Origin of the sequence: Capnocytophaga canis (assembly GCF_000827555.1) — a bacterium.
Taxonomy (GTDB): Bacteria; Bacteroidota; Bacteroidia; order Flavobacteriales; family Flavobacteriaceae; genus Capnocytophaga; species Capnocytophaga canis.
Genome location: NZ_CDOI01000022.1, coordinates 1 through 1,091, shown reverse-complemented (window position 1 = coordinate 1,091; position 1,091 = coordinate 1). Strand labels below are relative to the sequence as shown.

The following is a 1,091-nucleotide window of genomic DNA, read 5'->3' as shown; positions in this document are numbered from 1 at the left end:
TTCGCTACTACAGGTGTCGTTGGAGTTGTTACCTCTGTAACTACTATCGTTACTGTAGCAGTATCGCATGTAATCGTTCCTGATTTTGTACAGATGCTATAACCTATCGTATACGTTCCCGTTGGCGTACCTGACGGCACCATAACATTTCCTGTTACAGGGTCTAAGTTCGGTACGATTGCTCCCGTTGGGGTTGACGTTACAGTTATCGTTACATCAGATGTTGTTGGTGTTTTTGTACCAAGCTTGTCGTTATCCAATACGTTTCCTACTGTTTGCGTGTTGGTCGAAGTCGTGGCTGTAAACGTATCGGTATTCGCTGTAGGCGTAGCTACAACTCCTTTAACCGTAATGTAAACCGTAGCTTCATCACATGCCTGTGGAGTTCCACTATCACAAACTCTATACGTAAAGGAGTCTGTCCCTACAAAGTTCGTAGTCGGTGTATACGTAAACGTTCCATCTGTACTCAAACTCAACGTTCCATTAGAAGGAGTTGTTACCACTGTAGTAGTTACTGTATCGCCCTCTGGGTCGGTGTCATTATTCAACACATTTCCTACTACTGCTACATTAACATCCGTATTGTAAGCATCGTCATTAGCAACTGTAATATTAGTTGTTGTAGATACCACAGACACATGTACTCTCGCTGTTGTACAAGTAGGCGTTACATTACCATCACAAATGGTGTAAGTGAACTCATCTTCTCCTACAAAGTCTGTTGTTGGTGTATATGTGAATGTTCCGTCAGCATTCAAGGCAACTGTTCCATGAGATGGATTCGTATGTTTCGTTACACTGAAAGTATCTCCTTCTGGATCAAAGTCATTCGACAACACGCTTATCAAAACACCTGTATTTACTTTAGTAACAGCTGTGTCATCATTCGCAACCAAACTATTGATTCCTTTCGGTAATACTTGGATACTTATCGTAGCTGTTGCACATGCCTGCGGTGTTCCGTTATCACATACTTCATACGTATAAGATACCGTTCCTACAAAGTCTGTCGAAGGAGTAAACGTATATGTTCCGTCTGCGTTCAACACAAAGGTATGTCCTCCTGTGGTATTTGTCTGAGTTGTCCA

At 42.2% G+C, this 1,091-nt stretch carries 1 protein-coding gene; it reads right to left on the bottom strand.

The features are described from left to right. A partial coding sequence (locus tag CCAND38_RS01290; RefSeq protein WP_042343177.1) for an Ig-like domain-containing protein occupies window positions 1-1,091 on the bottom strand: 1,091 nt, incomplete at both ends.